Raw genomic sequence first — 23,094 nt, 5'->3', positions numbered from 1 at the left:
AGTTTGATGCTCTACCTATGGTTGATGATGTGTTAACCATTCAAGATGGTGGGGTCGCGCGCCAGTTCTGGGTATTGACAGTTTCTGGTGGAATAGATGCCGATGGCAAAACCCGTCCTAACGCCATGACAGTCAAAAATATAGATGATTGAAATTTAATCAAAAAAATAGAAAGCCGCCATTGAGGCGGTTTTTTATACTAGAAAAAAGCAATACCAGTGAACGTCTATTGTGTCCTTTATGGTGAATTTCTAATTCTGCCTAACTGAGTAAACATCACTTATGTAATTGATTAAATTAGATAAATTTAAATTAATTGCTAACTGGAATTGAACTGGCATGGCAAAGGTTGAGGGATATGAAAGATGAAGGGCAAAAAACTTGAAGAGGTGAAAGCCGAGCTTATGCAGCGTGAAGGCTTTCGCGCCGCCTACGAGGCAGAAGAACGTAAAGAGCGCCTGCAAGCGCTCCTCGCTAAATGGCGCGGCCAAGCTGGGCTGACCAGTGCGCAAGTTGCAGAGCGTATGGGGATCGCTGCCAATACGATTTCCCGCATGGAAAAAAATATTGAAACAGCGAAAATTGATACCCTGGCACGTTATGCCCGCGCATGCGGGGTAAAGGAAGCCACCCTCTATTTTTAAGGGTAGCGATGGGACCACGGTCCCAGGATCTTCTAATGACTGGGACCGCGGTCCCAGTCATTAACGCTAAAAATCCTATTCGCGCCCGCCGGCGTGCAATACCGGTAATGCCACGCCGCTCTATACCGACCTTGACACATAACCGGCCATGCTCCTCACATCAGCATCAGCAATTTACTGCTCAAGAGGTGCCGTCTCATTGAGAATGTGCGTCACCACGCCAAAGCAGATCCCGGCACCATTATCGGCTATCTCCTCATCCGTCAGCGCCAACCGCTGTTCAGGGTGATCCAGCTTTTCCAAATGAACACGCGGAATAGTGCGGTATCTAACGATCTGAAACTCACCATTTAGAGCAGCGGCAATTATGCTGCCATCGCGCGGAGTTAACGCCCGGTCAATCACCAGAACCGCGCCATGTTTAATTGCCTCCAAGCGTGATGAATGCGTTGCCCTAAAAAGATAAACCGTCGGGGAATAGATATTACACAGGCTGTCAATCGAAAGCGGGGCCGCTACAAAATCACGCGCTGGGGATGGGAACGCCATAAATTTCCACTCCAATTTTACTGTTTATTTATACAGTATAACGGGAGGTGGAAAATAAAGGGAATAGCCAGAAAGAGAAACGGCTGCCAGAACCTTAAAAAAACTGGCCGGATAATTTTCCAGCGTGCTTATCGTTGCAGCTCTTTTACAAAGAACAGCACTTGTGGATGATCTCAAAAATATTTTTTGGGACGCCATGAAATTCTTGATAGTGCTATGCATTGGAAATTCAATGAACGACGTCACTATTGAGGCGATGCCCCACAATAACTTCTGGCTAAGCTTACGGGCCTTACCAGCCCCTGCAATGAGAACAGGACTAAGGCATGACTTTGAAAGCCGTAAACAAAAAAACCGCCTGGGGAAGGCGGTTAGTCTGTGCTCTACCCGTGGGGAACGGGTTCGAACAAAGCCATGAGACTGGCTGTTTGTGTAGCTTCATTCTCATTCATCAGCCCTCATCCGTCAATAAAAGTGCCTATTTTTGAGAGTTGTGACTGTCACAGATTGTTTGCAAAATCGTCAATCCTCATCTTCCTATGCCTCTTGAATCGCCGTATAATTGACCAGTGACATGCATCAGTCAGTAGTAGTGGCAGGCTGTTTTAGTCCGAAGATGTGCGCGTAATGATTTCATTAAGTAACTAAAAGTGTTGGAATTTTTGTAAATCGATAAACTACTAAGGTAGGCTTGATTGTTTAAGTTCTATGCAACCCACCATGTTGAAGGATTTTATCTTTCACATTGGTATTAACCCCCATAGCGGGGGGCGCGCTATGTACATAATTCGAGACAAAACGGTGCAATTTGTTGCTGCATTGGGGAATGCGGGGTGGGTTTAGAGACAGTTGCTTCTTTAACCTGCCGCGAGACTGGCTGTTTGTGTTATGCCTTGTCGTTCAGTGAGTTAACACCCACCGGCGTAGCTGACGCGGCTTCCTCAGAGGAGCCGAAAAATGGTTAACTGGCAAAAGATTGGCGCCGTTATCCTGCTAACGCTGGCGCTCAAGACCTGGGGTGGAGATCTGCCAAACATTTTTGTTCACGCAGACCACTTCATCCAAGTGATTGTCGTCCACGGTAGTAGCAAGTGATCCCTCGAACCGGCCCAAAAGGCCGGTTTGTTCCTTTCAGGCTCTAGTTCACTCGCCCTAAACCTGCATCAACATGTCGTCGTGAAGTCCCCAGTAGGGTGATCCAGCTTTTAGAGCTATATCTATATAATCAATAAAAGCTGGATCAGACTCAGACTTCACGGCCTACGCCTGTTTCAGTGCAAAGAACGTCTGCCCATCCTGCGCCTTCAGAGCCAATACAGCGTCCACAAAAGCATAGGAGGTAGGTGTGATAGACCACGCCCACTTACATGCCCCAACGATGCGCTGGCGGCGTTTGCTGGCCTCTAAGCCGACAGCCTCACAGATCTATTTCCAAACGTTCAACCTGTCCATAATTGCTTGCATTTTCGTCAGCCAGTCTCTTCCTAACCCGCTTAAATTGCCGTATTATTCCTCTGTAACATTTATGAGCCAGTGATAGCGACGGGCCGTTTTAGTGTCTATATGTGCAACAAGCAGATGAAGATGATTCTACGCCCGTGTCGGAGCGTAAAACCATCAGATGATTTTTTCCCCCAGTACTGGAGGTTAAAACCGTCAATGCCCATGGATTAGAAAAACTACGTTTCTCTTTCCCATGGATAACGCCCTACTGCAGGGCAAACCGTTGCATATATCTGCCACAAAAACATGGGGCAACGCTGCTGCATAGGGGAATGCGGGGTGGGTTTTGAAGTGGTTGCTTTCTTAAACCCGCCGCGAGACTGGTTGTTTGTGTTATGCCTTGTCGTTCAGTGAGCTTACACCCACCGGCGTAGCTGACGCGGCTTCCTTAGAGGAGCCGAAAAATGGTTAATTATCGAGCAATTACTGCCGTGGTTGTCCTGTTAGCGGTGGCGCTAAAACCTTGGGCTGGAGATCTGCCGAGCATTGCTGTACATGCAGACCACTTCATCCAAGTAATTATCGTCAACGGTAATAGCAAGTAATCCCCCTCAGCCGGCCCTCTGGGCCGGTTTGTGCTTTTAAGCACGTCCTGCACGTCCTAAAACTGCATCAAAACATCATCATGAGGTCTACCCCCTAGGTTTAACGGTGTGATCCAAATTTTTAGACACCATATATATTGTTTGAAAAAGCTAGATCGCCTTCTGGCCAGGTTCTCGTATCCAAACATTTCAAACGTGATCCAGCTTTTAGATCTGTATCTATATAACCAATAAAAGCTGGATCAGGTATTGGTCCTGCTAGCCAGCCTGCAGCTGCTTGAGGGCCTCGTAGTCCCCGGTGGCCAACAGGCCCATGTTCTCCAGCAGGTAAATACCGGCCAGCGTCGCCCGAACGGCTTTTAACGGCATGCTGGCCAGCTGCTCTAGCTCCACGCGCGTCAGCACATCGCGCACCCATGCAAACGGCACAGGCGTATCACGCACCGCGTCCTGCAACGCATCTGCCCCTGTCAGGACTGGGGTTTCAGCTGATCCAGCTTTTAGATCTGTATCTATATAATCAATAAAAGCTGGATCAGACTCAGGCTTCACGGTCTGCGCCTGTTTCAGTGCAAAGAACGTCTGCCCATCCTGCGCCCTCAGCGCCAATACAGCGTCCACAAAAGCATAGGAGGTAGGTGTGATAGACCACACCCACTTACACGCCCCAGCGATGCGCTGGCGGCGTTTGCTGGCCTCTAAGCCTACAGCCTCACAGATCTGCTTGAAAAACGAGGAAGGTTGCTTAGGTTTTGCTTTCGGGGAGACGTGGCCACCAAAGCGCAGCACGTTGTTGAACATGTCCAGCCGCTCCGGCGCAATCAGCTCATCCATTGCAGTTTGCAGCGCTTCTTGGGTGGTTTCACCCTCGCCTGTATCCGGGTTAATCCCACAGGTCTCGAAATACTGGCGTAGAGCCTTACGATGTAATGAGGCATAGGCGCGCTGGCTGGCTTCGGTCAGCGGGGTGGTGGTCACGTTCTCGGCCGTCACGCCTGGCTGGAGTCGGGCAAACTGGGCATTGGCCTGCTCCTGGCTGATGGCCAGCACGTTAACAAACTCCATGCGGTGATCGCGCTTGAACTGGTAGGTGAAGTTAATCAGCGCCTGCTCCCGGTCGATTTTTGCGGCCGTGATGTCATCCATGCGCATCAGCTCTGCCAGTGCCAGCTTTTTCTTGCCGCCGTCCCTGATGAACTTCAACGACTCTTCGGACACCTCTTGCTTCAGCTCATGCTCGATGTCCCAGCGGATCAGCTGGGCGGATTCATCCGCTGACAGAGAGCGCTTTTGCAACAGCTCGTCACGCAGCTGCTGATCCGGCGTTTCCGCTGCCAGGTGGCGCGCCACCGTCAGGTCCCAATGTTGCTCCTTTGCCTCCTTGCGGATCTCTTTACCCGCCGCACTGGCCTCTTCATCGGCGGCCAGGTGCTCGACGTCATAGCCATCGGCAAACAGAATGCAGATCAGGTTATTGGAGAACTCGTTACGGGCCATCGCCTCTTTTGCCAATACCTTGAATTTCATGCGCGCGAACGGCGTGTCAGCCAGCCCCAGGCACAGCGTGTCGCCATCGATGCGCACATCGGTCACTTCATTGTTGGTCACCGCCGTTTCCACCATCGCCTGGGCAATGCCGCGATGAATGTTGTCGGCATTTTCTTCACGATACCCTGGCAGCTGTGCCAGGCCGATCATGAACTCGGTGGCTGTGCGATCCCGGCGCAACATCTGGATGGCGTCAGACGGGACGATCTGCCCGCAGAACATGCCGAAATGGCGGGTGAAATGCTTGGTCTCAATGGAAACGCCAGAGGAAATGGCTGGGCTATAAATCAGCCCGTCGTAAAGCTGCGCCTGGTCATCCGGGGCATCAGTGAAGTCCGTCGCGTCCTGTTCCTGCTTGGTGTCCTGGGAGACGTACAGCCATTTTTTTTCGGGCCATTGCTCACGCAGCTTAATCATCACCTGCTCGGCAAACATGGTCGAGTCCGTGGCCAGCAGAAATTTTTCACCGACCGCCGCGGCTTTCAGCACCTCGGTGTAAACGCGATCTTTATCGGTATAGAGCACCCGGCGTTTTTGTGGCTCGGCGTCTGGCGTGGTGCGATAGGACACATCGACCGGCAATTCGACCACGTGGATCTGCGTCCACCCACGCATCCCCAGTTTCTCCCGGCGTACCAGCGCCAGCTCACACAGGTCGATCAGAATATCGCTGGCATCGGCATCGACCAGCACCGCGTTATCTTCGGTACGCGCGATGGCATCAATCAGCTGGTTAAACACCGCCGTCGGGTTTTCCATCGCCCGGCCAGACAGGATCGCCCGCAGCCCCTGCGTGGCCTCATCCAGCCCAAAAAATTCGTGGTTTTTCATCAGCGGCTGCCAGCAGCCCTTCACAATGGAGTTGATGCAGATGGTCAGCTTGCTGGCATAAGGAGCCTGCTCACGGTAGCCCTCATCCTGATAGTGCAGAATATCCGTGACGATGCGGTTTTTATCCTCATCACGGGTCATCATATCCCACAGCCCACCGATCAGGCTGACGCGGTGCGCCACCGATACCCCACGGTTAGCGGCATGCATCATGGGGCGCAGCAGGTGTTTGGATTTGCCGCTTCCCATGCCGGCCCGGACAATGACAGGCCCTTGGAGTTGGCGAATATAGGCCAGCACTTCCGGCGTAATCGCATGCGACTGCCCGAAATATTTATAGGTGATGTGATCAGGGCGCTCGGCATCATCGGTGATGCGAGAGCTAAAGGAGCGGAATGCCTGTGCCTTGCGGCTTTTCGCATTGAACTGGCGTTTGATGCTGCTTTTCACGTTCGGCAGCCCGTCCCGGCCCGCCTTCATTGCGATCACGCGCTCTGAGATCAGGGTATACAGTTCGCTGGGCGAATAGACGACCGGGCAGGATTTCATGCCGACGTCCACGCAGTGCATCAGCTGCTTCATGAATTTTTTGGTGTCAGAGTGATTGCCCGGATTACGCGGCATGAGCGCCAGCTGTGTCAGCTGGCCGTCCAGCTCGCTAGCGGGCTTGAAGCGGTTTTCTCGGCTGGAAATCTGGCGCGCCACCTCTTTCAGGCCGTGAGCCACATGAAGATCGTTGAAGTCGCTCAAATCAGCAGACACTTCGGCATCAGAAAAAATGGGGTGGGTGCAGACAACGCCGGGATAACGGCGCATGATTTCCAGCCCGGCCAGCAGGCCGGCATTACCCTTACCCTTTTGGGCACTGCCGGCATCGTTATCCAGTGCGCACCAGATCTTTACCGCCTCATGGACGTGAACCAGCTGCGCGACCACTGGCAACATGTTGTTGGCCGACACGGCGACGATGACGGCATCAAACTTCCCGGACAACCAGACCGATGCGCCAGTTGCAAACCCTTCCACCACACAGGCCCGCTTGGCATTTTGAAGGTTGCCGATAACGTGGCAGGCACCTTTATATTCCAGCCCTTCTACCGCGCGGGTTTGAAACTTGCCGTCAGCTGTAATGCGCTGCCAGCTGACAATTTTGTTGTTGTAGCGGCCATCCAGGTGGGCCAGTGGGATGGCCATCATGGGCTGTGAGCGGGTATAGCCCCGGCTCAGGTGCACCATGCGTCGAACGTCGCAGTGGGCAAACACATCGCTGATGGCTTTTTTTACAGCGTAGGGGAACGTGCCATCCTCTTTTGGGGCCGCGTAAAATGCCTGCTCGAACGCCAGGTGTGTGACCAGTCGCTGGTGATTGTCCTGGTTATGGATCCGGCGTTTTAACGCCTCTTTACGTGCGTGCTCCGCTTCGCGGGCTTGATGCTCGGCCTGCAGCCGGGCACGGCGCTGCATCTCTTCGGCAGAATATGAGACCGTGGTCCCATTGAGCGCCAGGTAGGCTTCATACTCTTTCTGGAGGAACGCATACCCGCACCAATTGCCCACGGGCTTGGCCTTGCGGATAAAGTTGATGTAGGGAACGGTTAAGCCGGCGACAACGCGTAATTTAGAATAGAAATCTGCCCGGCCATAGGGGGTGCCTTTTAGCGTGGTCGGTGGCTTGCCGTTGTATTGGCCAAACTTGCGATCCGCGCCCAACTCCAGCGCACCCACACAGTCGCCCCAGTCAATGCCGGCCTCCTGTGCGAGGCTATACAGCTCATTGCCGGCGGCGCGCACCAGCTGGAACGGGTCAGCATAAAACTCCCGTTGGTAAAAATCCTTTATTGTCATCATAGACCTAATCCATCGCGCATAAAACTTGCGCATAGGGGCAGGACTTCGCTACAATGACTCTTGTTAGTAGTGTCTTTTTGTAGCGAAAGCCCACAAAAAATCTTGAGAAAAAACCCGGTCTGCAACCCGGGTTTTTTTTCGCCCGGAACGCGGGAATCAGCTCAAAGATTCGCCATTTTTTTAAAATTTGGTCAGGCATAACGCCGTCACCATCTGCACATGATAACGACGCTAGAGTTACTTTACAAATTTGGTAAGTGTGTTATCCACTGCTTTTGACTGCTGAAGCTTTTGCAACACAAAAAACGGGATGCATATGCAGGATTTCACTTGTTTTTACAATACTGCGCCCGTGAAGCTTAGTTACTGATGCAAAAGTAATTTTTCCGTCTTTTTCCGTAATCATGGTCAATATAGATACAAATGTATCATCGTCGCGAGAAACCGCAAAGCGATCCTGATCATCATCTTTGCGGAAAACTACTAAATGATCCTCGCCTTGCTTTACCTGACTAGCCGCATCCAGAATAAGGTAATCTCCCTGCCTATATGCCGCTGACGCGCAATCATCTTCAATGCACAATGCATATAATTTGCGATCCTCAGCCGCTGGCATATCAATAAATTCGTAGATTTTGCGCTTTTTTAGGCCGTTCCTGATGAATTCCAGCCCTGGCCCCGTTTTAGTGGTGCCAACAATTGGGATACCTGTCTCCACAAAGGTGTCCTTCCCTGTCAAAACCCAACGTGGTGTCTTTCCATAGTAATCAGCAAGGTTAACGCCCATTTCCAAGGATGGCATGGCGTCTGTTTTTTCTAAGTGGCTCAAGGCAGCGTGAGTAACGCCCAGACGTTGAGCCACGCCCCGGAGCGTGAAGGCTCCAGAGTTATCTGGATTAGTGTTTTTTAGCTCTTCGCGGCGAGCTTGCAGCCAAGTTCCTCGTTTCATATCGAAATGATAACTCTGAAAGTCGACATCAGCTATACGCAATCAGCACAAAATGCGGAAATTTTGATCCCAAGGAAAGCGTGCTTTACAAAGATGGTAAGTGTATTTACCATACTGCCTACGAAAACAACGACCTGCTGTTACTTGCTTCAACATTTCAGGGACCCTGGCCGTCGTTGGCCAACAACATCACGAAAGGAGATGCACACGAATGCTAATAGAATATGTTCGGGATCAGCTACGTGTAGCCCTTGGTGATGCGCGCATGGCGCAAAAAAACCAGGTGGCCATTATGGCTGACATGGCCGGCGGGGATCGCTTCATTGACAAGCTGACTCGCAACGTGGGGACGGCAAGCAGTCCAGTACAGATTGATGCCGAGCCTGTGCGTTATCGACTCGGTAAAAAATTTCAACAGAACAAGGTGCTGATTTCTGAAACGGATTTCAAAAGCAGCATATGGCGACTGTCGGTGGGCAAACTCTCCGAACTGCATGGCGCTTGGGCTTCATACTGCTACGGCGGCGATTTGAAGTTTGATAAACAGGTAGTGATTTTGAAAGAAGTCTGGGATCGCTTCCTAGTGCGTGATGCTTTAACGGGGCAGAAAAAGATGGCCGCGAAAACGCTGGCACGCATTCAGTCATTAGCCTGGCTGGCTGTGCAAGTTGCAGAAAGCCAGATCAATGGTAGCCCGAAAGAATACAGTGCCGCCGAATTAAGCCGCATGATGGGGATCACTCCACAAAACTGGCACTTGAACTATGCGCCGCGCTGGGCGCTCCTGATTGCGGTATGTCTTGAACTGGATAATGAGGTTATTGGCTATGCAGCTCGCCAGCAGCAGCAGGAGCACAAACAGCGGCGCCTTGCCCGCATGCTTGTGCAGGCAGGTAATGCACCATCACGCCACCCTTCCCACATGGGGGTACAGCGCCGCGCGCCGGGAGTTTGTTCTGTATTGCCCTGCCTGCAAGATACACACTTACCCATCGAGCAACAAACAAAGTGCTGTAGCCGAATGGTGCGGCATGAATCACCCAGGTGATTTCCATATCGAGCAACTATGGCGGGATAAGTTATTCCGCCAGCAAAATCCCAAGGATTGATAAAACTATACCATTGAATAACGAGACAACATAAAAGACCATGTTAATGATTGAAGAAATTAGTGTCCAGGCTGGGCGCCATGCTCACCATTTATATGATTGTGATTACACAGCTGAGTATCTTCTAAAATTACAAGGTGCGGACTTCATCCCAGTCAGGAGAAGCGCCGACTATCAAAAACTAGAAAAAATCACATCATGTGGAAATTACACTACACCACTCATGCGCAGCATTAATAATTCTCGTATTAAAAACCAAAAGTCCTAGGTCATCTCTTTATCAAAATAGGCAGTGAGAGCTTTACTGGTTCAGATGAAGATTTTAAATTTTTATGGGCTTTAAGTCTCAAAACTGAGATTATTTATTTATTTATTTATTTATTTATTTATTTATTTATTTATTTATTTGAACTGGCTTTGCGCTGCACTTATAAAAAACGACTATTATCGGCTTGCAAATAACAGTCGTTATGATCATGCAATAGCATCAAATAATTCATTGCCCTCATAACCTGATTAGAACATGAGGGCTTAAGGGTTTGAGGGCTTAAGGGTTTGAGGGTTTGAGGGCTTGAGGGCTTGAGGGCTTGAGGGCTTGAGGGCTTGAGGGCTTGAGGGCTTGAGGGCTTGAGTAAGCTGGTTTGTTCCCTGTGACTGAGTGTCTACCTAGAAGCCAATCATACAAGGCGAGGGGCCGCCCGGTACGGCATCCTCATTCTAGCTTCCCTAGTCCGTACATTGCGTTAACATCCGTCACATAAAATCGGTTGAGAGTCATGGGCAGATGTTATATGTCGCTCTAATTTATCCGCTGACTTTTCTTTATGCCTGTACTATTGCATATGCACTTCTTGACGTTGCTATTTCTAATAGGAAATATCGCAAACAATTTTGCAGAAGTGAGCAAATACCTACATGCACAAAGTCACATAAACACTTCTGTGACTTTGTGCATGAGTGCATGAGTCCCTAGAGCCACCTCATATGGAACTGTCGCCTGATATCCTCAAGATTACATATTGGATGTTATGTAATGTTAGTGAGTCACATTTTCGCCAATTTGACCGTGATCCTACGAAACACTGACGTTTGTAAAAATTAATTCATGCATTGTGTAGACGCGATTGTGAAGTTCAGATAATGTATTGGCACGTAAGACTAGTCTGAAATCTTCATTTATTTAATTCTTTAAAAGGCCAAGACCGAAAGGGAAGCGGCCTTGCCCAGCTGGGCAATATAGCAAGACGCATCATGGAACAACGGATTTTAACGATGAATAACGAGACCGCATCCAAACCCTTCGCCCGCCAGCTGGCCCTTGAGTTGGGCGGCTTGCTCACGAAAGTGAGCCACAAACAAGATGAGTTTAAGGCCCTGGAAGGCATCATGATAAATGATGACGTACAAGCCTTTATGGGTGACTTCATGGCGAGAGACCTCCAAGACCTTATCACCAAATGCCTCAATCATGCAGATCGGGGCTGTTGATGGCATTGGGACCGCGGTCCCAATCGTTTAAACTTTGCCCACCACCTCTATTTTCACCTCTACCCCGCACGCTGTTGCATATCGGTGCAACGTTTTCATACTGATGCCAAGCGGGTTTTTTTCCATCCTCAATAGTGAACTAAGTGCAATTCCCAGGCGCCGTGCCAGCTCTGCTTTGCTAAGACCGGCTCTTTCCCGTATGGCTGTCAGTGTTGTCAGCATCGCTAGTTCTCGGCCCGCCTGATCATACGCTTCCCGTGCTGCATTAGTATTCAGTAGACATTCGTTAAGCTCTTGCATGGTTACCGGCTTCATCTCTTCTCCTGTTGAGCGCTGGCGTACCTGTGTCATCACATTCTGATCTTTATTTACTGCATTTGGACCGGCGTACAGCAGCTGCAGCGTGTGGGCGTCGGGGTAACAGTAAATGATGCCCGTTCCCTTGCCCAGTTCATGCCCAAACAAACCGGCTTCAAGATGCCGTGGCCGGTATCCAGTTGCTTCTTCAGATTGCACCAGCCATTCAATTACATGACTAGCTTGACCCCTAATCACATCCGTTAGCGACAATAATTCTGCTGTAACATGCTGATTTATCATTATCTGCATATGGTTCCTTACCTTGACCATCACTATATCTTGGCCACTATTAACAAAAAAACTATAGTTAACAAAAAAGCTAAGTTTAGCCTTTACGCTACATGGCTCGCGACGCTATATTATGACCTCAACGAGCCGCCACTTGTTGAAAATGATGGCAAAAATGACAGGAGAACTACTTATGAACAAGATCACCGATTCTCACGTGCGAGACTGGATTGAACATATTCGTACACAGGTTTCAACGGTGAATATGGGCATCTGGTCGATGGGCCTACAATGCACATTAGACGGCACCGCGGAGGGGATGCTATTTGCTTCCAGCTTGAGACGCATCCAGGGCGCACTGCAGGTGGCCGAGCGGGAATTGGTCGAAACAGCCAGATGTTATCAGCCTGCTGATCACTGAATGGCGGCGCATCACAAGCCGGTTAGTTTTCTGGATCACGCTTCCAGCGTGGAAGATGTGCTCAGGTATATGCAAGAGCTTGCTCAATTCCAGTATACCCGCGGCTATCTAGTTCATGCCGATGCCTTGAGTTATTCGGTTAGGGTTGTTCGCAAAGCAGTCGGCAGACCCTTTAAAAAAGGGCATTGACAAAAAATGTATAAAAAGGGTAGTATTTTCCCAAGCTGGGTTATCTACACCCTGAAAACAAAAAGCCGCCGAAAGGCGGTTTTTTTTCGCCTGTCATTCACCCTGACAGGCGCCTCATTGCCACGGAGTCGGCCCCCTTTCCCCGCCTCCATCCCGCTGTTTCGTAAAAAGCCCCTGACGTTATGACTCACCTCGACCCTATGGGCGCGGTGCATCTGGTGCATGCCGATGCGTTGTGCTTTATCAAAACGCTGCCTGATAACAGCGTGGATCTGATCGCCACTGACCCGCCTTATTTCGGCATCAAAAAGGCCGCCTGGGATAACCAGTGGGAGAGCGAAACCGCTTTTCTTGCCTGGCTGGATGAGATGATTGCCGAGTTCTGGCGCGTCCTCAAGCCGACTGGCAGCCTGTATCTGTTCTGTGGCAATACGTTGGCCGCGGACACTGAGATCCTGGTGCGCACCCGGCTCAACGTGTTGAACCACATTGTGTGGGCCAAGCCATCCGGCTCCTGGGGCAAGCACAAGAAAGACCGGTTCCGGAAGTTCTTCCCGGCCACGGAGCGCATCATCTTTGCCGAGCACTACGGCGGAACCAGTAAGGATCCGGCCAGCACGGGCTACGCCGCCCGTTGTGAGGCTGCCCGCCGGGCCACGTTCCGGCCCCTGATCGACTACTTCATTCAGGCCCGCGATGCCCTGGGCGTGAAAGCCTCGGAAATCAATCAGGCGACGGGCACCCAGATGTGTTCGCACTGGTTCAGCGAATCGCAGTGGCAGCTGCCTAAACGTGAGCAGTACCAGGCGCTGCAGGCCCTGTTTGCCCGCAAGGCGCAGGCGCAGGGCGCGGCCGGTAATCTTACCGCCGACTATGACGCGCTGTCACAGGACTATGAGCAGCTGAAAGCGCAGTATGCCACCAGCCGCGTCGAATATGAGCATGAGCGTCGCACATTCAGCGTGACCAAGCTGGTGCCGTTTACTGACGTCTGGACCTTTGCCCCTGTGCGCCGCTATGCCGGCAAACATCCCTGTGAAAAACCGGCTGACATGATGGAGCACATCATCAGCGTGAGCAGCCGCCCCGGTGACGTGGTGGCAGATTTCTTTATGGGATCGGGCGCAACGGTCAAGGCCGCACTCAAGCTGGGCCGCCGCGCGCTGGGTGTGGAGCTGGAGCAAGCCACTTTTGACAGTACGGCGGCCGCCATCGCCAGTCTCTGACCGGCCTGGGACCACGGTCCCAATTATCTCTGGACGGTAAGCACATGAGGATGTGCGAACGGCTGTTAACCGTGAGGCAGTGGGTTCGAATCCCACACCGTCCGCCACTTTCTAGGTTGAGACCGCGGTCTCAGCCCACCCGTTGCAGTATCAGAAGGAAATCGCATGTTTGGCCTGTTCAAGAAGAAAACGCGAAAAGTTGTCGCGGAAGTGAAAAAGATGGAAAACCGCGACGCCGTAGAGGCGACCGTGTGGGGCGCTTATCTCGTTGCCTACGCAGATGGTCATTGCGATCCGAAAGAGGTCGCCGTGCTGGAGAAGACCATCAGCGCGCTGCCCGCGTTTGCTCCGTTCGCCGGTGAAATTGCCCAGCTGAGCAGCAATATCCGTTCTCGCTATGAATCCGCGCCGCGTAACGCCACGGCCACCGCGCTGCGCGAGCTGAGCGACATTGCCGGCACCAGCGATGCCGTGGACGTGCTGTGCCTGTGTCTGGACATTGCCGATCAGGATGGCATTACACCAGACGTGGAAATGGCGTTGAAGAAAGTAGCGCAGGCGCTGCAGTTGCCGCTGGATCAGTATCTGTGATTGGTCGCCTCTACTGGGTGGCCTTCGCTGGCCTGCTGCTGCTTTCGGTGATTGCCGACTTCACCAACCGCCTGTTTTCTTTTGTGACGGACGGCCTTCTGGTGGCACTGGTTGTCGTGATGCTGACCCGCTTTTACCAGCGGCGGCCCCGCTAATTCTTCACAACCTCAAGGGCGCTTGCGAGCGCCCTTTGTGTTGTGTGACCACACATCTTTCCGGTTGGGACCACGGTCCCAATCCTACCCACCGCACGGAAAACCGTGGGAAGAGAGCCAACATGGATAAATTTACTGCCAGCTGTATTGCCGCGCAGGGTTGTGGCAGTGGCTTCTGGTTATATCGTCTGCTCAATGAGCTGACGCCTGACCAGTGGACCGCTGTCGGCGTACTGGGCACCCTGATGTTCTCGGCGCTGACCTTTGCCGCTTCCATTGCCTTCAAAGTCTGGGATCGCAAACACAACTACGTCCGGCGCGAAAGCGAGGATTAGGTATGCCTGTTCCCGCCAAAATGAAAATGCGCATCGCGGCCGGGCTGGGTGCCGGCGCGTTGGCCATTGCCTCGGCCATGCTGGCCGGCGGCGACGGGCTGGAAGGGTATGAGCCAACCCCTTACCGCGATGTGATCGGCGTCCTGACCGTCTGCTACGGGCATACCGGCCGCGACATCCTGCCGGGCAAGACGTACACCGAGCAGGAATGCCGCCGCCTACTGGATAAGGATCTAGGACACGTTGCCGCCCAGCTTGACCCTTACATCACGCGCCCCATCCCTGACACCACCCGCGCCGCCCTGTACTCGTTTGCCTATAACGTGGGCACCGCCAACGTCAAAACCTCCACGCTGTTGCGCTACCTAAACCGTGGTGACACGCCAGGGGCCTGCCGGCAACTGCGCCGCTGGGTATATGCCGGCGGCAAGAAGTGGCAAGGGCTGATGAACCGCCGCGAGATAGAGCAGGACGTCTGCATGATGGAGATCCAATGACAAACACCCTGATGCGCGGCCTGTGCGGCGCGCTGTTGCTGGCAACCTGTGTGCTGGGCCTGCTGTTCCTTCACTTACAGGGGAAAGCAAAACAGCAGGCGCAGCAGGTGGCGCAGCTGCTTGACGACAGCAAGCAGCAGTCGGCGGCAATGGCCCAGCAGGCATTGCTGTTTCAGGTGTTCAACCGGGTGGCGGCCGCCTCCCAGCAGTACGCCGCCCGCGTGAACCGCACCAGCGAGGAGCACACCATTGAATATCGCACCATCCTTAAAAAAGAGACCGTGCCGGTCTGTGGCCAGCTTGTTCCTGCTGCTGTGTCTGACCGGTTGCTCGACTACGCGCACCGTCTACGTGCCGGCGCAGTGTCCGGTGCTGTCGCCGACGCTGACCGCTCCCGTGCTGACCCCGCTGCCACCAGCGCCCTGACTTACTGTCAGGCGGTGTTGTGGATTGACCCCCTGCTTTCCACCATCGACAAAGCCAATGACCAGCTGGCAGGTATCCGGGAGGAAGACGCCCGGCGTACCGCGTCCAGTGCATCAACCACCAGTCAATCACAGGAACCCTCCCCGTGAAAAAGCTTTCTCTGCTGATCGTCGCGCTGGGGCTGGGCTTTAGCCTGGCTGGCTGCGATGACCCCCAACCACAGGCGCTGGCCGTCCCTCCCACGCCGCAACAGTTGACCCAGAGCGTGGAGGCATACCAGCCGGTTGCCCCGCCGCCTGTTGCCCAAGCGGCCCCAGTGGTTGCCGCGGCCCCCGCCCCGATCATTGTGCAGCAGCCGGCTGTGGTTCATGACCACGGCGGAACCGGCGATCTGCTAACCGGAATGATGCTGGGCCACATGCTGACAAACAGTGGCGGCGGCGGCGGGTATGCCAACCACAGCAACACCACCACCCACGTGGTGAACAATTACCATGCCGCCCCGGCCTCGGCCCCGGCACCCAAAGCCGCACCGGCAGCACAACCCCAGAAGCGCAGCTGGTTCACCAACCGTTCCAGTACGACCACCAGCAAAACCAGCAGCTATCGCACCTCAGCATTTAAAAGCGGTGCCCGCTCATCGTTTTCATCCAGCCGCAGCAGCTTTCGCAGCCGCCGGTAATCAGGAGGTTTCCCCATGTTCAGCCTGTTCCGCCGCCTCCGCCAGCGGCGTGAGGATCGCCGCGAGGAGCAACGCTTAGAAGCCCGCCGCCGCCTCGCGAACTTTGTTATTCAGCTACTGAGAGCGCAGGCAGCGGATGATGCCTACCAGCGTGCAAAATTACGTCGGCTTGCACGACAAGGGGAGGCCAGTGCTACCCCGCGAGCACAAGCCCACCCGGCGCCATCAACGCCAGCAACTCGCTGGGGAACTGACGATGGTCAGCATTACCGCCATGCGGATGACGGGCTGGCCACCAGCCTCGCCAGCCTAAATAGCGGGAGTGACACCCATGCCACCAGCCACAGCAGTGGCGGCACGAGCCACAGCAACCATGACAGCTACAGCAGCCATGACAGTGGCAGCAGCTATGACAGCAGCTGGTGACCGGACATGCCCCATTTTTTGAAGTGGCTTTATGCCCTTTTTACACACAGCAAGGAGACCAATGTGTCTGAGACTACCGCATCCGCTGCCGCCACCGCAGCAACCCCAACCCCTGCAATCACCGCCGTTACTGATGGAAGCCACGCTCATGCAACCGCCGTTGATGTTGCCGCAACCGCCGTTTCCGACGATGCCGCTGATGCTACCACCGCTGATTCTGGCGCTGTCGTTCCTGCTGGGGCTGGCGCATCCGCTGGCACCGTTGCTGTTGCTGATACTGTTGCCGCCTCCGCATCTGCTGCAGTGGTGCTTGCCGGGCCTATTGCCTATGCCGCAGAAGATGCTGCCAATGATGACGTGGTTGACCCTGACCCGGTGGAAGCGCGCCTCAACGCAGTGGTGGCAGAACTCAAGGGGGTGCTGGCTCATGCCGGCCATGAAGTAGAACACATCTGGGATAGCGCGGTTGCGTTTGCCAAAGACCTTGCGTGATGACCTGACCCACCCGCCCGCGCCGGCGGGTTTTTTGTGCCTGAAAGAGAAAAGCATGTTCACCATCAAAACCATTATCGACGGCAACACGCTGTTGACACACGCGGCCGCCGTTCGCATTGGACGTGAAGGCTCTGACGCCTTGCTGGATGCCCTCGACGTTGCAGGCGAGGACGGTGATCTGGATACGTTCCAGCATTTCCCCGAAACCGATGAGGAGCTGGGCGGCAGCGTCGCGATCGCTCGTTTCGGCCAGCGCTACCCGGCCCACGCCGTGATCATCTCGGAAATTTTTGACGAGAGCATTTCTTCCCAGCCGGGCACGCTTTACCAGTTCCTCTATCCGGGTGACCGCGCCTTCATCATGAATGCCAATGGCCAGACCGTGGATCTGATTAAGTGACACCATAAAGCGCCTTGCGGGGCGCTTTTTAGTGCTTCTTGCAGATTGGGACCGTGGTCCCATGTTTAGACGTTCGCCACTGGGACCGCGGTCCCACAGGAGCCAATGATATGGCCGGAATGAAAGAGCTATCGGCCCAACTCCACCGCCTACAGAAGCAGGTGCCGTTTGCTACCGCGCAGGCGCTGACCGGTGTGGCCCGCAAAATTCAGGCTGCTGAAAAGGTCGCGCTCGAGCGCCAGCTGGAGAACCCCACGCCGTTCACGGTGAATTCAGTCGGATCGCAGGGCGCGCGTCGCGATAGCCTGACGGCCCGCGTGTTCGTTCGCGACATTGCCGCCAGCTATCTTGAGCCTTTCGAGTTTGGCGGTATGCATAAGTTGAACAGCCAGGCCCTGCTGAACCCCAAGAACATCAAGCTGAACAAGTACGGCAACCTGACGCGCAACAAAATGGCGCAACTTCAGGCCAAGCCGGATGTGTTCATCGGTGAGATTGACGGCGTTAACGGGGTCTGGCAGCGCAAAAAGGCAAAGGGCACCCGTAAGGGCGCCAAGCGCCGCAAGCGGTCAACGAACGGCACCCGCCGCCCCGCCACCAAGACGCGCCCGCCGAAGTTGCTGATCCGGTTTGGTGATGCCCTGCCGGTTCAGCCGGTGCTGGGGTATATGGATCGGGCCGAGCAGATGGCCGCTGGCCTGATGCAGTCAGAACTAACCCGCGCGCTGTCCTCTGCGTTAGCCAGTGCACGATAGGGGTGAGACCATGCACGTAACACTGCCTCCACTGGAGGAATTCAGCCCTGCCGATCTGCGTGAAGGCACGGCCGCCGCCGCCATTACCCGTAATCGCACCATTCTGGATTGTGCGGCGGCAATAAAGCGCGCCGGCGGCACATACAGCCATGAGATCCGCATTCGGGCGCTTTATCTCGATGATGGCTTGCGGGTCGATAGTGTTAACAGCCCGATGTGGGACCGCGGTCCCAGCCGGTCTATCGCGCCCCTGATTGAGACCGTGGTCTCAACACACAAACACACCGGGCAAGCCTCTTAGCAATGCTCAAATCGCCCGGTCTTTTATACGGGTTCGCCTCTCTCTCCAGTGAAATAAAGTAAGCAAAAATGTTGACTTGGTAAGCATTATTGTTTACTATAGTCACATGTTCAACAAGACAGGAGGTAAGGTGAAACAAAGGGAATTCAAGCAGTGGCTTGAGTCTCAGGGAGTCGAAGTTACAGACGGTACGAACCACTGGAAACTGCGATACAACGGGAAACGAAGCGTAATGCCACGGCATCCCGGCTCTGAGTTAAATGAAAGGCTAAGAAAATCGATTTTGAAACAGCTTGGCCTTAAATGAAAACAACCAGCCCTCCGGGGCTGGTTTCCCGAACAGTTTCACCTTAATGATATGCGATACCCAGTAACCTTAGAGAAAGATAACGGCGTCTACATTGTGTCATTCCCGGATATCCCGGAAGCCCTGACACAGGGCCACACCCGCGACGAGGCGTTAGAAATGGCCCGTGATGCGCTGGTCACCGCTTTCGAGTTTTATTTTGAAGACGACGAAGCGATCCCGGCGCCCGGCGACGTCACCGGGGATTATGTAGAGGTGCCGGCCAGTGTTGCCGCGAAGGTGCTGATGCTGAACACCTTCAAGGCGTCCCGCCTGACCCGCGTCGAGCTGGCCGCCCGCATGGGCATTAAAAAGCAGGAGGTAAGCCGGATCTTTGATTTAAGGCATACCACCAAAATAGACACTATCCAGTCTGCCCTGTCCGCGATGGGCAGGAAGCTTGTGCTTGCCGCCCACTGAACCAAACCGCCTCCGGGCGGTTTTTTTTTGCCTGAGACCACGGTCCCAGCTTGAATATAATCCGTTGGGACCACGGTCCCAATCACTGCAACCGAGCCGCGCCCCCTGACTGTCCGCTTTCACCGTGGCACTTCACGGCGCGGCCTTTTATCTCCACGGACGAACGATGACAGACACACGCCGCCCGGGCACGGTCACTATCCATATGACCGCGACCGATGAGAATGGCAAGCCGCTGGGTGGTATCAGACGCGAAATCAGCATCGAGGGAATGCGCCATGCCGGGTTTCCGTTACTGATTGAGACCGCTGCCGCCGCTGCCTCTGAGCTGGAAGAAGTGATCCATAAGCATTACGGCATCTTGCCGGAAGATGGTTGAGACCGCGGTCTCACATTTTGAGTGGCTCTATTGCTGATGTTGACGGTGGATCTTGTCTTAGCAGCGTCCTGAATTCCTCTTCTACCGCAATCAGTTTTTTAAGGAAATCTTCAGGGGTATAGGTTTGCTTGCTGTGTGCTAAGTAGGCGAATGCAAGTTCACGTGCATCGTGCTTTTGATTCATTGCTGCAGTCCTCTGCTGATGAAGAAAGGTAAGCATAGCTTAAAACTTGAGCGGCTCTCTGAGGCTACTTTTACGTTGAGACCACGGTCTCACCCATGCCGCCCCCGGGCGGTTTTTTCATATTGAGACCACGGTCTCACACAGGAGAGCAGATGCACCTGACCTATGACGCCCGCGCTGAACTCCCGGCCCGTGCTGACATTGACCGCATCATTGACGAGGTGATTGCGAACGTAAAGCACGCGCAGGACGTTTGCCCTGAGCTGGCGGTAACGCCTGGCGTGAAAGCTAACCATATGGCGCGCGAAATCAAACGCCGCCTTAACCAGCTGATCCGCGTCGAAGTGGATTTGATTGTTACCGGCACGACTGACAGTACCCCGCCCGCACCACTGGCGGCAGCGCCCGGTGGGCGCAGTGAGCGCACTCCTGCTGTCGCTGGCAAACCTACGCACAGCTGTGGCCCGCACTCGCACGCCTTGCCGTTGACTGCCGATGGCTGCTCCCCCCAGCCAGCCACCACACTGCATGCCCGCACCCCTCACGATCCTTTCATTGAGATGTGCCACCGGTACGGCGTAGGCATCCCGTAATTTTTTTGGGTCCTTCCCAGAACCCTGAGTAAACGCGGGCATTGCGCACCGAGTGTTTTCACTAGCAAAAAATTTTTCGTTTTTTGGGTAACAGGTAACAGGTAACACGCCAATGAATCAGGCCGAATTTGCAAAACTCCACAACGTCAGCCGGAAGACCGTCACGATGTGGAAGGCGCGCGGCTGGCTGGTTATGGACGGTGAAGAGGTGAATGTAGAAGCGTCTAACGCCAGCATTGAGCTACATCGAAAAGTTGTTACCCCGCCTGAAAAAAAAAAGAAATCATCCGTAATCGAGGTAACGCTCCGGCTGCGGATCGAGGTAACAGCGGATCAGTCGGTGACGGTGACAGCGACGACACAGAGCACATAGCTGACGTCGCGGAACGGCTCGTTAAAGAATACGGTGCCAACCTCACATTCGACGAAGCCCGCACCGTTAAGGCCAACTTTCACGCGAAGCTGGTGCAGCTGGACTATGAGCAAAAGGCCGGCCGGCTTCTCCCCTTTGAAGACATGCTGACCATTATCCGCGAGGAATACGGACGGATGAGAACTCGCCTGATTGCTATCGCCCCTGAGCATGGCCCCCGGCTGCGCCTCCTTGCCCTGACCAGCGATGACACAGCCTTCACTGCCGCTTTGCAGGACATTATTCACGAAGCTATGGAGGAGCTGAGTGCTGACGGAACGAAGCCACCCTCCAGCGGATAAGCCATCTGCCTTACAGAATTTCAAAGCCCTGCTGCTGGCCGTTCGCCGGGCGCTAAAGCCGCCTGAGCCGCTACGGCTTAGCGAGTGGGCAAACAGATACGCGATGCTCTCCAAAGAGACATCCTCACAAACTGGCCGCTTTCGCTCGTTCCGCTATCAGGACGGGATCATGGATGCCTTCACCGATCCCACGGTGGAGACGATCAGCGTGATGAAGTCGGCCCGTGTCGGTTATACGAAAATCCTCGACCACGTTATTGGCTACTACATTGCCCACGACCCGTCGCCAATCCTTGCTATCCAACCCCGTGAGACGGACGCCGAGGATTACAGCAAAACCGAAATCGCCCCCATGCTGCGTGACACGCCGGTGCTTGCCGAGGTGACCGGCGGTGCGAAGGCCAAAGACTCCAACCAGACGATCTTAAAGCGCACCTTTTCCAACGGCGCGAACCTGACGCTGGTCGGGGCCAACAGCCCCGGCGGTTTCCGACGGATCACCTGCCGCATCATTCTGTTCGATGAGGTGGACGGTTATCCCGCCAGCGGTGCCGGTAACGAGGGTGACCAGATAGCACTGGGGAAAAAGCGCTCCGAGTCATTCTGGAATCGCAAAATCGGCATTGGCTCCACCCCAACCGTCAAAGGCGTGAGCCGTATTGAGAAATCGTTCAATGAGAGCGATCAGCGTTACTACTACGTGCCCTGTCCCCATTGTGGTGAATATCAGGTGCTGGAATGGGGTGACCGCACGTCGGCCTACGGCATCAAGTGGGATCGGGATGAGGCCGGCAACAGCCTACCGGAAACCGCCTACTATGCCTGCCGGCACAATGGCTGTGTTATCCAGCATACCAGTCTGCCCCTGATGCTTGATGCGGGCGAGTGGCGCGCCACCCGGCCTTTTAAGGGCCATGCCGGGTTTCACATTTGGACCGCTTACAGCCTGTTTCCTAACGCCGCCTGGAAAAAGCTGGTAGAGGAGTGGCTGGGCGTGAAGGATGACCCCGTGATGCGCCAGACCTTCATTAACACCACGCTGGGCCTGCCATACGAGGATTCCGGCGATAAGGCATTGAGTGAAAAAAGTCTAGTCGAGCGTACTGAGGTTTATGGTGCTGAGGTGCCAGACGGCGTTGCCCTGCTTACCGCCGGCATTGACACACAGGATGGCCGGCTCGAAGTGGAAGTGGTGGGGTGGGGCCGGAACGAGGAGAGTTGGTCTGTCGCCTACGACGTGATTGAAGGCGATCTGGATACACCTGAACCGTGGGAACGTCTGGACGCCTACCTGAAACAGGTCTGGTATCGCGGCGACGGGCGCGGCTTTGCCCTTACTGCGGCCTGTATCGACTCAGGCGGCCACCATACGCAGTCCGTGTACAAGTTCGCAAAAGAGCGCCTTGGTCGCCGCATATGGGCGATCAAGGGTGAATCTGCCCGAAACGGTGCCCGCTCCCCAGTATGGCCCGTGAAAAAGCTGTCTTCACGCAGCAAATCAACATTCAGGCCAGTGATTATCGGCGTGAACTCGGCCAAGGACGTGATCCGCAACCGGCTTCACTTGGACGCGCCGGCAGCCGGCGAAAGTAAAGCCGGCTACATGCATTATCCGCATGACCGGGATCTGCACTATTTCAGCCAATTGCTGGCCGAGCGGTCAGTAGTGAAAACCACAGGCGGATTCAAATATCGCGTGTGGGAGCTGCGCGCCGGGCGCGCGAACGAGGCCCTGGACTGCCGGGTTTATGCCTATGCGGCACTGTGTGGCCTGTTGCACTCCGGGCTGAAACTTAACGTGCTGGCCGACACGATTGAGGCTCACCCTGACCGGCTGCTGACCGCGCCGGCGGTGATTGAGCCTAAACCTGATCTGCGGCTGCCCGGTGCGGCCCTGCCCGTTGAAACGAGCACGCCGCGCCAGCGTCGCTTCAAACGACTCGCCTCATAAAGGTTC

The 23,094-nt window shown here is 54.3% G+C and carries 30 protein-coding genes, 1 tRNA gene and 1 pseudogene; 25 read left to right on the top strand and 7 right to left on the bottom strand.

The window, feature by feature from the left end; translation table 11 throughout:
- The first annotated feature begins 365 nt into the window (after positions 1-365).
- Positions 366-644: a helix-turn-helix domain-containing protein gene (locus tag C1N62_RS23100; RefSeq protein WP_137766063.1), complete on the top strand. Its 279-nt coding sequence runs from the start codon at positions 366-368 to the stop codon at positions 642-644.
- Between the two features lie 174 nt (positions 645-818).
- Here C1N62_RS23100 and C1N62_RS23095 read toward each other — a convergent pair whose 3' ends face one another.
- Positions 819-1,193: a S24 family peptidase gene (locus C1N62_RS23095; protein ID WP_137766062.1), complete on the bottom strand. Its 375-nt coding sequence runs from the start codon at positions 1,191-1,193 to the stop codon at positions 819-821.
- A gap of 957 nt (positions 1,194-2,150) precedes the next feature.
- Here C1N62_RS23095 and C1N62_RS23300 point away from each other — a divergent pair.
- A complete protein-coding gene (locus C1N62_RS23300; RefSeq protein WP_168195949.1) occupies positions 2,151-2,288 on the top strand; it encodes a hypothetical protein in 138 nt (45 codons plus the stop codon).
- Between the two features lie 812 nt (positions 2,289-3,100).
- The gene (locus C1N62_RS23295; protein WP_168195948.1) at positions 3,101-3,241 is read left to right on the top strand and encodes a hypothetical protein; all 141 of its coding nucleotides are present in this window, start codon (positions 3,101-3,103) and stop codon (positions 3,239-3,241) included.
- Between the two features lie 258 nt (positions 3,242-3,499).
- Here the strand turns inward: C1N62_RS23295 and C1N62_RS23290 are convergent, their stop codons facing one another.
- The 3 genes and pseudogenes from C1N62_RS23290 to C1N62_RS23710 form a co-directional block, all read right to left on the bottom strand.
- Positions 3,500-7,468, bottom strand: a complete 3,969-nt coding sequence (locus tag C1N62_RS23290; RefSeq protein WP_168195947.1) for a plasmid replication protein, CyRepA1 family — start codon at positions 7,466-7,468, stop codon at positions 3,500-3,502.
- Positions 7,469-7,710: 242 nt separating this feature from the next.
- Complete coding sequence (locus tag C1N62_RS23715; protein ID WP_137766067.1) at positions 7,711-7,770, bottom strand: hypothetical protein; 60 nt, start codon at positions 7,768-7,770, stop codon at positions 7,711-7,713.
- A 452-nt stretch (positions 7,771-8,222) separates the two neighbouring features.
- Positions 8,223-8,417: pseudogene (locus C1N62_RS23710) on the bottom strand (helix-turn-helix domain-containing protein); the annotation flags it as partial.
- 211 nt (positions 8,418-8,628) lie between these two features.
- Here C1N62_RS23710 and C1N62_RS23075 point away from each other — a divergent pair.
- Positions 8,629-9,465: a bacteriophage antitermination protein Q gene (locus tag C1N62_RS23075; protein WP_137766060.1), complete on the top strand. Its 837-nt coding sequence runs from the start codon at positions 8,629-8,631 to the stop codon at positions 9,463-9,465.
- Between the two features lie 1,312 nt (positions 9,466-10,777).
- A complete protein-coding gene (locus tag C1N62_RS23070; protein WP_137766059.1) occupies positions 10,778-11,014 on the top strand; it encodes a hypothetical protein in 237 nt (78 codons plus the stop codon).
- 27 nt (positions 11,015-11,041) lie between these two features.
- Here the strand turns inward: C1N62_RS23070 and C1N62_RS23705 are convergent, their stop codons facing one another.
- Complete coding sequence (locus tag C1N62_RS23705; protein ID WP_370465642.1) at positions 11,042-11,623, bottom strand: helix-turn-helix domain-containing protein; 582 nt, start codon at positions 11,621-11,623, stop codon at positions 11,042-11,044.
- 172 nt (positions 11,624-11,795) lie between these two features.
- Between C1N62_RS23705 and C1N62_RS23060 the strand changes: the two genes are divergently transcribed.
- From C1N62_RS23060 to C1N62_RS22985, 17 genes are all read left to right on the top strand, one after another.
- Entirely contained in the window at positions 11,796-12,023 is a 228-nt protein-coding gene (locus C1N62_RS23060; RefSeq protein ID WP_137766058.1) for a hypothetical protein, read from the top strand.
- Positions 12,024-12,394: 371 nt separating this feature from the next.
- Positions 12,395-13,438, top strand: a complete 1,044-nt coding sequence (locus C1N62_RS23055) for a site-specific DNA-methyltransferase (RefSeq protein ID WP_137766057.1) — start codon at positions 12,395-12,397, stop codon at positions 13,436-13,438.
- A 31-nt stretch (positions 13,439-13,469) separates the two neighbouring features.
- A tRNA-Asn gene (locus tag C1N62_RS23050) sits at positions 13,470-13,545 on the top strand.
- A 58-nt stretch (positions 13,546-13,603) separates the two neighbouring features.
- Entirely contained in the window at positions 13,604-14,029 is a 426-nt protein-coding gene (locus C1N62_RS23045) for a tellurite resistance TerB family protein (RefSeq protein WP_137766056.1), read from the top strand.
- Positions 14,026-14,184, top strand: coding sequence for a DUF3927 family protein (locus tag C1N62_RS23285; RefSeq protein ID WP_240775878.1), 159 nt, complete (start codon positions 14,026-14,028; stop codon positions 14,182-14,184). The genes C1N62_RS23045 and C1N62_RS23285 overlap by 4 nt, the downstream gene beginning before the upstream one ends.
- 122 nt (positions 14,185-14,306) lie before the next feature.
- Positions 14,307-14,519 carry a phage holin gene (locus C1N62_RS23040; RefSeq protein ID WP_137766055.1) on the top strand — a complete coding sequence of 71 codons (213 nt, stop codon included), beginning with the start codon at positions 14,307-14,309 and terminating at the stop codon, positions 14,517-14,519.
- A 2-nt stretch (positions 14,520-14,521) separates the two neighbouring features.
- The gene (locus C1N62_RS23035) at positions 14,522-15,016 is read left to right on the top strand and encodes a lysozyme (RefSeq protein ID WP_137766054.1); all 495 of its coding nucleotides are present in this window, start codon (positions 14,522-14,524) and stop codon (positions 15,014-15,016) included.
- Positions 15,013-15,591 carry a hypothetical protein gene (locus C1N62_RS23030; protein WP_137766053.1) on the top strand — a complete coding sequence of 193 codons (579 nt, stop codon included), beginning with the start codon at positions 15,013-15,015 and terminating at the stop codon, positions 15,589-15,591. The genes C1N62_RS23035 and C1N62_RS23030 overlap by 4 nt, the downstream gene beginning before the upstream one ends.
- Positions 15,588-16,124 (top strand): hypothetical protein, encoded by a 537-nt coding sequence (locus C1N62_RS23025; RefSeq protein WP_137766052.1) that lies wholly within the window; start codon positions 15,588-15,590, stop codon positions 16,122-16,124. Before C1N62_RS23030 ends, C1N62_RS23025 begins: the two co-directional genes overlap by 4 nt.
- Positions 16,125-16,139: 15 nt before the next feature.
- Positions 16,140-16,550, top strand: coding sequence for a hypothetical protein (locus C1N62_RS23020; RefSeq protein WP_137766051.1), 411 nt, complete (start codon positions 16,140-16,142; stop codon positions 16,548-16,550).
- A 6-nt stretch (positions 16,551-16,556) separates the two neighbouring features.
- On the top strand, positions 16,557-17,042 hold the full coding sequence (locus C1N62_RS23015) for a hypothetical protein (protein ID WP_137766050.1): 486 nt from the start codon (positions 16,557-16,559) through the stop codon (positions 17,040-17,042).
- Between the two features lie 55 nt (positions 17,043-17,097).
- Complete coding sequence (locus C1N62_RS23010; RefSeq protein ID WP_137766049.1) at positions 17,098-17,445, top strand: hypothetical protein; 348 nt, start codon at positions 17,098-17,100, stop codon at positions 17,443-17,445.
- 110 nt (positions 17,446-17,555) lie between these two features.
- Positions 17,556-18,200 carry a hypothetical protein gene (locus tag C1N62_RS23005; protein WP_137766048.1) on the top strand — a complete coding sequence of 215 codons (645 nt, stop codon included), beginning with the start codon at positions 17,556-17,558 and terminating at the stop codon, positions 18,198-18,200.
- A gap of 10 nt (positions 18,201-18,210) precedes the next feature.
- The gene (locus C1N62_RS23000) at positions 18,211-18,501 is read left to right on the top strand and encodes a hypothetical protein (protein WP_137766047.1); all 291 of its coding nucleotides are present in this window, start codon (positions 18,211-18,213) and stop codon (positions 18,499-18,501) included.
- 130 nt (positions 18,502-18,631) lie between these two features.
- Positions 18,632-18,808, top strand: a complete 177-nt coding sequence (locus C1N62_RS22995; RefSeq protein WP_137766046.1) for a type II toxin-antitoxin system HicA family toxin — start codon at positions 18,632-18,634, stop codon at positions 18,806-18,808.
- A 51-nt stretch (positions 18,809-18,859) separates the two neighbouring features.
- The gene (locus C1N62_RS22990) at positions 18,860-19,267 is read left to right on the top strand and encodes a type II toxin-antitoxin system HicB family antitoxin (protein ID WP_137766045.1); all 408 of its coding nucleotides are present in this window, start codon (positions 18,860-18,862) and stop codon (positions 19,265-19,267) included.
- 166 nt (positions 19,268-19,433) lie between these two features.
- Complete coding sequence (locus C1N62_RS22985) at positions 19,434-19,646, top strand: hypothetical protein (protein ID WP_137766044.1); 213 nt, start codon at positions 19,434-19,436, stop codon at positions 19,644-19,646.
- A gap of 10 nt (positions 19,647-19,656) precedes the next feature.
- On the opposite strand, the gene C1N62_RS23280 is transcribed toward C1N62_RS22985, so the two are convergent.
- Positions 19,657-19,830 carry a hypothetical protein gene (locus tag C1N62_RS23280; protein WP_168195946.1) on the bottom strand — a complete coding sequence of 58 codons (174 nt, stop codon included), beginning with the start codon at positions 19,828-19,830 and terminating at the stop codon, positions 19,657-19,659.
- Positions 19,831-19,982: 152 nt separating this feature from the next.
- Between C1N62_RS23280 and C1N62_RS22980 the strand changes: the two genes are divergently transcribed.
- Entirely contained in the window at positions 19,983-20,423 is a 441-nt protein-coding gene (locus C1N62_RS22980; RefSeq protein ID WP_137766043.1) for a hypothetical protein, read from the top strand.
- A 112-nt stretch (positions 20,424-20,535) separates the two neighbouring features.
- On the top strand, positions 20,536-20,796 hold the full coding sequence (locus C1N62_RS23470) for a hypothetical protein (RefSeq protein ID WP_240775877.1): 261 nt from the start codon (positions 20,536-20,538) through the stop codon (positions 20,794-20,796).
- Here the strand turns inward: C1N62_RS23470 and C1N62_RS23465 are convergent.
- A complete protein-coding gene (locus tag C1N62_RS23465) occupies positions 20,757-21,251 on the bottom strand; it encodes a hypothetical protein (RefSeq protein WP_240775880.1) in 495 nt (164 codons plus the stop codon). The genes C1N62_RS23470 and C1N62_RS23465 overlap by 40 nt on opposite strands.
- On the opposite strand from C1N62_RS23465, the gene C1N62_RS22970 reads away from it, so the two are divergent.
- Positions 21,166-23,088: a phage terminase large subunit family protein gene (locus C1N62_RS22970; RefSeq protein ID WP_240775879.1), complete on the top strand. Its 1,923-nt coding sequence runs from the start codon at positions 21,166-21,168 to the stop codon at positions 23,086-23,088. The genes C1N62_RS23465 and C1N62_RS22970 overlap by 86 nt on opposite strands.
- Positions 23,089-23,094 lie beyond the last annotated feature (6 nt).

It is taken from the genome of Nissabacter sp. SGAir0207, from assembly GCF_005491205.1.
Taxonomy (GTDB): Bacteria; Pseudomonadota; Gammaproteobacteria; order Enterobacterales; family Enterobacteriaceae; genus Chimaeribacter.
The sequence above is the reverse complement of the archived record's forward strand: the minus strand, read 5'-3'. Positions and strand labels throughout refer to the sequence as shown.

Excerpts from the sequence above, each read along its gene's own strand:
- C1N62_RS23705 (WP_370465642.1), bottom strand. The coding sequence starts at position 11,623 with ATGCAGATAATGATAAATCAGCATGTTACAGCAGAATTATTGTCGCTA.
- C1N62_RS23040 (WP_137766055.1), top strand. The coding sequence starts at position 14,307 with ATGGATAAATTTACTGCCAGCTGTATTGCCGCGCAGGGTTGTGGCAGT.
- C1N62_RS23290 (WP_168195947.1), bottom strand. The coding sequence starts at position 7,468 with ATGATGACAATAAAGGATTTTTACCAACGGGAGTTTTATGCTGACCCG.
- C1N62_RS23100 (WP_137766063.1), top strand. The coding sequence starts at position 366 with ATGAAGGGCAAAAAACTTGAAGAGGTGAAAGCCGAGCTTATGCAGCGT.
- C1N62_RS23470 (WP_240775877.1), top strand. The coding sequence starts at position 20,536 with ATGAATCAGGCCGAATTTGCAAAACTCCACAACGTCAGCCGGAAGACC.
- C1N62_RS23005 (WP_137766048.1), top strand. The coding sequence starts at position 17,556 with ATGGCCGGAATGAAAGAGCTATCGGCCCAACTCCACCGCCTACAGAAG.
- C1N62_RS22985 (WP_137766044.1), top strand. The coding sequence starts at position 19,434 with ATGACAGACACACGCCGCCCGGGCACGGTCACTATCCATATGACCGCG.
- C1N62_RS23295 (WP_168195948.1), top strand. The coding sequence starts at position 3,101 with ATGGTTAATTATCGAGCAATTACTGCCGTGGTTGTCCTGTTAGCGGTG.
- C1N62_RS23010 (WP_137766049.1), top strand. The coding sequence starts at position 17,098 with ATGTTCACCATCAAAACCATTATCGACGGCAACACGCTGTTGACACAC.
- C1N62_RS23095 (WP_137766062.1), bottom strand. The coding sequence starts at position 1,193 with ATGGCGTTCCCATCCCCAGCGCGTGATTTTGTAGCGGCCCCGCTTTCG.
- C1N62_RS23000 (WP_137766047.1), top strand. The coding sequence starts at position 18,211 with ATGCACGTAACACTGCCTCCACTGGAGGAATTCAGCCCTGCCGATCTG.
- C1N62_RS23015 (WP_137766050.1), top strand. The coding sequence starts at position 16,557 with ATGCCCCATTTTTTGAAGTGGCTTTATGCCCTTTTTACACACAGCAAG.
- C1N62_RS23075 (WP_137766060.1), top strand. The coding sequence starts at position 8,629 with ATGCTAATAGAATATGTTCGGGATCAGCTACGTGTAGCCCTTGGTGAT.
- C1N62_RS22980 (WP_137766043.1), top strand. The coding sequence starts at position 19,983 with ATGCACCTGACCTATGACGCCCGCGCTGAACTCCCGGCCCGTGCTGAC.
- C1N62_RS23280 (WP_168195946.1), bottom strand. The coding sequence starts at position 19,830 with ATGAATCAAAAGCACGATGCACGTGAACTTGCATTCGCCTACTTAGCA.
- C1N62_RS23045 (WP_137766056.1), top strand. The coding sequence starts at position 13,604 with ATGTTTGGCCTGTTCAAGAAGAAAACGCGAAAAGTTGTCGCGGAAGTG.
- C1N62_RS23055 (WP_137766057.1), top strand. The coding sequence starts at position 12,395 with ATGACTCACCTCGACCCTATGGGCGCGGTGCATCTGGTGCATGCCGAT.
- C1N62_RS23060 (WP_137766058.1), top strand. The coding sequence starts at position 11,796 with ATGAACAAGATCACCGATTCTCACGTGCGAGACTGGATTGAACATATT.
- C1N62_RS23030 (WP_137766053.1), top strand. The coding sequence starts at position 15,013 with ATGACAAACACCCTGATGCGCGGCCTGTGCGGCGCGCTGTTGCTGGCA.
- C1N62_RS23300 (WP_168195949.1), top strand. The coding sequence starts at position 2,151 with ATGGTTAACTGGCAAAAGATTGGCGCCGTTATCCTGCTAACGCTGGCG.
- C1N62_RS23070 (WP_137766059.1), top strand. The coding sequence starts at position 10,778 with ATGGAACAACGGATTTTAACGATGAATAACGAGACCGCATCCAAACCC.
- C1N62_RS23020 (WP_137766051.1), top strand. The coding sequence starts at position 16,140 with ATGTTCAGCCTGTTCCGCCGCCTCCGCCAGCGGCGTGAGGATCGCCGC.
- C1N62_RS23035 (WP_137766054.1), top strand. The coding sequence starts at position 14,522 with ATGCCTGTTCCCGCCAAAATGAAAATGCGCATCGCGGCCGGGCTGGGT.
- C1N62_RS22990 (WP_137766045.1), top strand. The coding sequence starts at position 18,860 with ATGCGATACCCAGTAACCTTAGAGAAAGATAACGGCGTCTACATTGTG.